The 6491-nt window shown below is 70.2% G+C and carries 6 protein-coding genes and 2 pseudogenes; 3 read left to right on the top strand and 5 right to left on the bottom strand.

The features are described from left to right. Positions 1–129: 129 nt before the first annotated feature. Positions 130–615 (top strand): annotated as a pseudogene (locus tag HOQ08_RS03345) (ATP-dependent DNA helicase); the annotation flags it as partial. Between the two features lie 78 nt (positions 616–693). Here HOQ08_RS03345 and HOQ08_RS03340 read toward each other — a convergent pair. The 4 genes from HOQ08_RS03340 to ftrA all read right to left on the bottom strand — a co-directional run bounded on the left by HOQ08_RS03340 (position 694) and on the right by ftrA (position 4779). Continuing rightward, positions 694–1065 (bottom strand): nuclear transport factor 2 family protein, encoded by a 372-nt coding sequence (locus HOQ08_RS03340; RefSeq protein WP_291191606.1) that lies wholly within the window; start codon positions 1063–1065, stop codon positions 694–696. A 155-nt stretch (positions 1066–1220) separates the two neighbouring features. Then, positions 1221–2816 (bottom strand): peptidase S10, encoded by a 1596-nt coding sequence (locus HOQ08_RS03335; RefSeq protein WP_291191603.1) that lies wholly within the window; start codon positions 2814–2816, stop codon positions 1221–1223. Between the two features lie 77 nt (positions 2817–2893). Next, the gene (locus HOQ08_RS03330) at positions 2894–3757 is read right to left on the bottom strand and encodes an EamA/RhaT family transporter (protein ID WP_291191600.1); all 864 of its coding nucleotides are present in this window, start codon (positions 3755–3757) and stop codon (positions 2894–2896) included. Then, on the bottom strand, positions 3754–4779 hold the full coding sequence (ftrA, locus tag HOQ08_RS03325; RefSeq protein WP_291191598.1) for a transcriptional regulator FtrA: 1026 nt from the start codon (positions 4777–4779) through the stop codon (positions 3754–3756). Before ftrA ends, HOQ08_RS03330 begins: the two co-directional genes overlap by 4 nt. Before the next feature lie 78 nt (positions 4780–4857). Between ftrA and HOQ08_RS03320 the strand changes: the two genes are divergently transcribed. Both HOQ08_RS03320 and HOQ08_RS03315 read left to right on the top strand, forming a co-directional pair. Beyond that, positions 4858–5250: a rhodanese-like domain-containing protein gene (locus HOQ08_RS03320; protein ID WP_291191595.1), complete on the top strand. Its 393-nt coding sequence runs from the start codon at positions 4858–4860 to the stop codon at positions 5248–5250. Between the two features lie 509 nt (positions 5251–5759). Next, positions 5760–6068: a DUF1272 domain-containing protein gene (locus tag HOQ08_RS03315; RefSeq protein ID WP_291191592.1), complete on the top strand. Its 309-nt coding sequence runs from the start codon at positions 5760–5762 to the stop codon at positions 6066–6068. A gap of 38 nt (positions 6069–6106) precedes the next feature. Here the strand turns inward: HOQ08_RS03315 and HOQ08_RS03310 are convergent. Continuing rightward, positions 6107–6491 (bottom strand): annotated as a pseudogene (locus HOQ08_RS03310) (keto-deoxy-phosphogluconate aldolase); the annotation flags it as partial.

The following is a 6491-nucleotide window of genomic DNA, read 5'->3' as shown; positions in this document are numbered from 1 at the left end:
GCCCCGAAGGGGGCCGATGAGGGGCGGGTGCCCCCGGCGGAATTGCCTACGGCGCGCTCTTGGCCGGGTCCGGGCAGGAGTGGCCCTTCCTCTTCCCCGTCTTCAGGAAGAGCCGGGGGAGAGGGGGATGAACAAGTGGAACACGTGGCTCGCGTGCTCCTGCGCCGCTACGGCGTGGTGTTCTGGAAACTGCTCGAACGCGAGGCGCCCTGGCTGCCCTCCTGGCGCGAGTTGCTGCGCGTGTACCACCGGCTGGAGGCGCGCGGCGAGATCCGCGGCGGGCGCTTCGTCGAGGGCCTGGTCGGCGAGCAGTTCGCGCTGCCCGAGGCGATCGGCGCGCTGCGCGCGGTGCGCCAGCGGCAGCCCTCGCAGCAGCTGGTGTGCGTGAGCGGCAGCGACCCGCTCAACCTGGTCGGCACCGTGCTCGCCGGCGACAAGCTGCCCGCGCTTGCCGGCACCCGCGTGCTGTACGAGGACGGCGTGCCGGTGGCGGCGCTGGTCGCCAACAAGCCGCAGTTTCTGCAGGAGGCTGACGGCGCCACACAACAGCGCTGGCGCAGCGCGTTGCTGCGCCGCCCTGGCAGCGAGGCGCACGGCATCGGCCTGGCGGTGTGAGGGCATGGCGGGTTGAAGCCCACCCTAGGATTCACCACGACTTGCAGATGGGCTTCAGCCCGGCACCCCCTACCCGCCTCAATCGCTTATGTCGGCGATGTGGATCAGCAGCCCGTCGTGCACGCGGAATTCGCTGTGTCCATTCAAGGCGATCGTCTGGCCGGCGCGTGCGCCGTTGGGCAGATCGAGCGCGAACACGCCCTCGAAGGCGATGCCCACGTGCGCCACGCCATCCTTTTCACTGTAGGCGGTGACCGTCTGCCGCCGCCGCGCGAACAGCGGCAGCGTGCTCTGCGCCAACCGCCTGAACTCCTCGATGCCCTGCGTGCGCACCGTGATGACGCCAGCGGTGACGTTCTCGAAGGTGACCTGCGGATGCAGCGCGGCGAGCATGCCGCCCACGTCCAGGCGGTTGTAGGCGTCGATGTAGCGGTCGATCAGGGCGCGCATGGGACTCACTGGCGTGGAGGCGCCCCGAGCATAGCAAGGCGGGCGGAGGCGGCGCTTCGACTCCGGCTTCGCCTACGCCCAGCACGAAGGGACTTTATCCTGTCCGTTCGCCCTGGAGCGTATGCGCATAGCGCCGAAGCCGAAGGGCCTAGCCCTCACTTCACGTTGTCGGTCTGCTCGATGAAGCGCGCCACGTTGTCGTGCAGCGCCTTCAGCGATTGCTCGTGCGCATAGACCATGTGGCCCGACGGGTACCAGGCGTAGGAGATGTTCTTCTCCAGCGAGGCCGGGATCGGCAGGTGGTCCATTTCGTACTGCGCCGCGAAGTAGGGCGTGGCCAGGTCGTAGTAGCCGCCGTTGAGGAAAACCTTGAGGTTGGGGTTGGTCTTCATCGCCGTGGCGAGGTCGGGCATCACGTTGGTCGACTGCTGCAGCGCCTCGCCATGCACGCCCGGTGCCTTGTGCGAGAAGTTCCAGTGGTCGATGTCGGCGAACAGGCGGTACTGCAGCCCGTCGCCGAACTTCAGCTGCCGGCGCACGTAGTCGTTGAAGGCGGCCACGTAGGCCGAGCTGATCGCGGAGGATTGCGGGTCGTATTCCGAATCCTTCGCCAGCGGGTCGAGCGAGGGGCCGGAGAAGCGGCTGTCCAGGCGCCCGGTGGTGAGGTCGCCGTCGAATTGCAATTCGTGCTCGAACATGCCGCCGGTGACGCGCAGGTTCGCCCTGACCAGGTAATCGACCGGCAGGCCGGTGTACTGGTGCAGCTTCTCGGCGACCGCACGCTTGCGCGCATCGTCCAGCCGCGAACCCTGCATCAGCGCGCTCGCGTAGTCGCCCAGCGCGTACTGCTCTGCCTCGCGCAGGAACGGTTCGAGCTGGGCCGGCTGCTGCGGCAGCCGATGGTGGTAGTACGCGGTCGCGGCGAAGGTGGGCAGCGCCAGCGCATAGGGCAGGTCCACGCCGGGGTTGAATTCGGGACCGTCGATGCTGGTGTCGAAGGAGAGGATCTGGGAAAGCAGGATCACGCCGTTCAAGTCGACGCTGTCGTCGTTCTGCAGGATGTTGGCCAGCACCGCCGACCGGGTGGTGCCGTAGCTCTCGCCGAACAGGTACTTGGGCGAGTTCCAGCGCTCGTACTTGGACAGGAACTGGGTGATGAACTGGGCGAAGGCGTGGCCGTCGCCGTCGACGCCGTAGACCTCCTTCTTGCGCTCCTTCATCTGCTCGTCGCGCTTGCCCTTGTCCGCGTCATCGGCGATCAGCCGCGAGAAGCCTGCGCCCGGCGCATCGATGAACACCAGGTCGGAGGCATCGAGCAGGCTGTAGTCGTTGTTGACCAGGCCATACGGCGCCGCGGGCGTGTGGCTGTCGTCGCTGGTCACCACGCGCTTGGGGCCGAACGCGCCCATGTGCAGCCACACCGTGGCCGAGCCGGGGCCGCCGTTGTAGATGAAGGTGACCGGCCGCTTGCCCGGATCCGCGCCCTGCTTGAAGTAGGCGGTGTAGAACATGCTGACGGTCGGCTCGTCGCTCTGGTCGCCGTGCTTGTGCAGTACCAGCGTGCCGGCCACGGCCTTGTAGTCGATGCGTTGGCCCTCGACGCTCACCGTGCCGGTGGTCTGCGAGCTTTTCGGCTGCACCAGGGCGGCGTCGGGCTTGTCGCCCTCATGCTTGTTGTCCTTGTCGGCGGCGAAAGTGCTGGAAACCAGCAGCAGCGCGGCCATTGCCGCGACCAGGGGAAGCTTGCGCATGGAACGACCTCTCGGGGACTCGTAAGAACGCCAGCATAGGCAGCGCCTGCCGCGTGTTCATACCCCAGAAGTCACGCTCAGCCGCGTGCCAGCAGCGCGATCGCCAGCACCGCGAGCGACAAGCCCGCCAGGTTGAGGCGCGACAGCCGCTCGCGGAACACCACCAGCCCCGCCAGCGCGCCCAGCGCCACCACGCCCAGGTTCATGCCCGCGAACACCAGCGCCGGCTGCCCGGGCAGCGCCTGGTGTGCACGCAGGTAGAACAGGATGTTGCCGAAGTTGAGCAGGCCAAGCAGCAGGCCGGCGGCCAGGCTGCGCCCGCCCAGGTGCGCCTGCCCGGATGCGAGGCGCCACGCCTGCAGGACGAGCGACACCAGCAGCGCCAGCACGAACATCGCCAGCAACGCGGCACCGAGCGGCACGCCCGCCTGCGCCACGCGCTTGAACAACACGTCGATCACGCCGAAGCCCAGGAACACCAGCAGCGGAAACGTCCAGCGCCGTGCCCCATCGGGCATGTCGCCGCTGTCGATCGATGGCCGCCAGACCAGGCCGAGCAGCGCCGCCAACCCCGCCGCGATGCCCCAGCCCTTGGTCGCGCTCAGCGGCTCGCCGAACAGTGCGAACGCGGCCAGCAGCGACAGCAGCAGCGACAGGCGCTGGGCGACCTCCGAGCGCACGATGCCGGCGTGGCGCACGGAACCGGCCAGCGCCAGGAAGATCGTCGGCAGCAGCACGCCCAGGGCCAGCAGCGCCGGCCAGACGGCGGCTGCCGCATGCAGCCCAGACGTGGCCGGCGCAAAGGCCCAGGCACTGAGCGAGGCGGCGACCACGTAGTTCCAGGCGATCGCCTGGCCCACGTCTACGTCCAGCCGGCGGGCAAGCTTGAGCAGCACCGACACCAGCACGCTGCAGATGGCGGCGAGCAGCAGATGGATCATGGTTTCTCCGGCAGGGTCATGCGTGTTGTCGCCGCGCCGCGGTGGCCGAAGCGCTCGCGGTAGCGCATCGGGCTCAGGCCCAGCGCGCGGCGGAAATGGTGGCGCAGGCTGTCGGCGTGACCGTAGCCGCAACGGTCTGCGATTTGTTCGACGCTCAACCGGCTGCCTTCGAGCAGTTCGCGGGCACGGCCCAGCCGTTCCTCGATCAGCCATTGCCGCGGCGAGCGGCCGGTGGCCGCTTCGAAGCGGCGCAGCAGGGTGCGTTCGCTGGTGCGTGCACGCGCGGCCAGTTCGGCCAGCGGCAGCGGGCGGTCGAGACGGCGGCGCATCCATTCCAGCAGTGCGCCGAGGGCTTCGCCCTGCGCGGGCAACGGCGAGGGGATGAACTGCGCCTGGCCGCCGTCGCGATGCGCCGGCACCACCGCGCGCCGCGCCACCTGGTTCGCCACCTGCGGCCCGTGATCGCGACGGATCAGGTGCAGCGAGAGATCCAGCGCCGCCGCGCTGCCGGCGGAGGTCAGCAGCAAGCCCTCGTCGACATACAGCACATCGGGCTCGACCCGTATCCGCGGGAAGCGCGCCGCCAGCGCATCGGCATGGCGCCAGTGCGTGGTCGCGCGGCGGCCGTCCAGCAGTCCGGTGGCGGCCAGCACAAAGGCGCCGGAACAGAACGACAGCAGCCGCGCCCCGCGCGCATGGGCCTCCCGCAGCGCCACGAGCAGCTTCGGCGGCGGCGACGCATCGGCACCGCGCCAGCCAGGCACGATCACCGTGCCGGCGTCCTCCAGCGTCTCCAGCCCACCGTCGGCGCGGACGCGCAGACCGCCGGCCGCGCGCAGGGGGCCGCGTTCGACGGCGCAGACGCGGAAGTCGTACCAGGCCGGCAGTTCCGGCCGCGGCTGCCCGAACATTTCCACTGCGATGCCGAACTCGAAGGTGCACAGGCCATCGTAGGCGAGCGTCGCCACGCGCAGGTTGCGCGGTGCACTGGCGGCGGCGGGCGGCCTTGGCGGTTTTTTCATGATGCCGGTCATTTTCGCCAATGGCCGCGCTTGCCGCCAGTGCGCACACTGGCGCCATCCCACCGGGCGGAGCACCCCATGAGCGTCGTCAGCCAGACCCCCGCCGCAGCTGCCGCCGAGGCGCAGGCGCACTTCCAGGCACGCCTGGCCTTCGAGACCGACTGCGCCGACGTGTGGTACGCCGGCCGCCACGAGGCGAAGGACTTCGTGCTGCTGGACGTGCGCATCCCCGCGCTGTTCGCCGCCGGCCATCTCCCCGGCGCACTCAACATGCCGGTGCGCACGATCACCGGGCAGCGTCTGGCCGAGTATCCGGCCGACACCCTGTTCGTGGTCTATTGCGCCGGCCCGCACGGCAACGGGGCCCGCCAGGCCGCGCTCAAGCTGGCGCGGCTGGGCCGGCCGGTAAAGGAGATGATCGGCGGGCTGACCGGATGGCTCGACGAAGGCTTCGGCCTCGAGCGCGGCTGATCGCGATAGCGGACGCGTGCGTGCGCCGCCGACCAGCGCAGCCTTTGCCCTGTGTATCGGGCACGCAGCCTCCGAGCGGCTGCCGGCCGCGGCGCCCGACGCCAAGCCGTCGCACCTGCACGCATGGCTTGCACCAGGCGGCGGCGCCGGCATCGGCTACGCGACCGCCAGCCTCGATTTCTCTACCCTGGCGGCGGCGTGCTACCTGCACATGGACTGCCTCCACGTGCCCGAGGCCTGGCGCAACCGCGGGATTCGGCATGCGGCTGTGACAGGTCCTGCGCGGCTTTGTGCTCGCCCGCGGCTGCCACGCCGTGCCATGGGCGCCGCATGGAACGAAATGACAGCGCGCTCCTGCCTTCGGCTGGGCGCCGACGAAACGCTCAAGCGTCGCCACATGCTTGCGCTGGGCGCCGGGCGATCATTACCCGGCCGCCCCGCGGGCGTCCGCTTATCATTCGCCCGCCGGCGACGCCGCGTACTCTGCCGCCATCCCAGGGAATGTGCCCATGCTCGAACTGCGCCCGAGCTGCGAACACTGCAACAAGCCCCTGCCGCCGGATTCGGGCGAGGCGTACATCTGCTCGTTCGAATGCACCTTCTGCCGCGACTGCGTGGAGCAGGTGCTGCATGGCGTCTGTCCCAATTGCGGCGGCGGCTTCGCTCCGCGACCCGTGCGACCGGCGCGCGACTGGAGGAACGGCAACTTCCTCGGTCGCCATCCGGCGACGGCCAGGGTGACGCACAAGCCCGTCGACAGGGCGGCGCACGCCGAACTGGTGGCTCGGGTGGGCCAGGTCGCGCCCGAGTTCCGCTGAAGCGCAGCAGGCAGGAGCATCGCTGCCCTGCCGCACTCCTAGCGCGGCTGCAATTGCGCCGCCGCGCGGGCGAGCTGCTCGATACCTGCCCAGTCGCCGCCGGCGAGCTTATCCGCGGGCGTGAGCCACGAGCCGCCCACGCAAAGCACGTTGGGCAGGGCGAGGAAGTCGGCCGCGCTGGCGGCGCTGATGCCGCCGGTGGGGCAGAAGCGCAGCTGCGGCAGCGGGCCGGCCCAGGCGGCCAGCAGCTTCGCACCGCCAGCGGGCACCGCCGGGAAGAACTTGAGGTGCCGGTAGCCGCGCTCGAGCAGGACCATCGCCTCGCTCGCGGTGGCCGCCCCGGGCAGCAGCGGCAGGGCGACGTCCTCCGCCGCGTCGAGCAGGCGCGAGGTGGCCCCCGGCGAAACGGCGAAGCGCGCGCCC

Origin of the sequence: Frateuria sp. (genome assembly GCF_013362045.1) — a bacterium.
In the GTDB taxonomy this organism is placed as follows: Bacteria; Pseudomonadota; Gammaproteobacteria; order Xanthomonadales; family Rhodanobacteraceae; genus Frateuria_A.
Note: the sequence above shows the minus strand (reverse complement) of the source record. Positions and strands in the feature narration are given on the sequence as shown.

Coding starts and splice junctions, on each gene's coding strand:
- HOQ08_RS03320 (WP_291191595.1), top strand. CDS start 4,858: ATGAGCGTCGTCAGCCAGACCCCCGCCGCAGCTGCCGCCGAGGCGCAG.
- HOQ08_RS03335 (WP_291191603.1), bottom strand. CDS start 2,816: ATGCGCAAGCTTCCCCTGGTCGCGGCAATGGCCGCGCTGCTGCTGGTT.
- HOQ08_RS03330 (WP_291191600.1), bottom strand. CDS start 3,757: ATGATCCATCTGCTGCTCGCCGCCATCTGCAGCGTGCTGGTGTCGGTG.
- HOQ08_RS03340 (WP_291191606.1), bottom strand. CDS start 1,065: ATGCGCGCCCTGATCGACCGCTACATCGACGCCTACAACCGCCTGGAC.
- ftrA (WP_291191598.1), bottom strand. CDS start 4,779: ATGAAAAAACCGCCAAGGCCGCCCGCCGCCGCCAGTGCACCGCGCAAC.
- HOQ08_RS03315 (WP_291191592.1), top strand. CDS start 5,760: ATGCTCGAACTGCGCCCGAGCTGCGAACACTGCAACAAGCCCCTGCCG.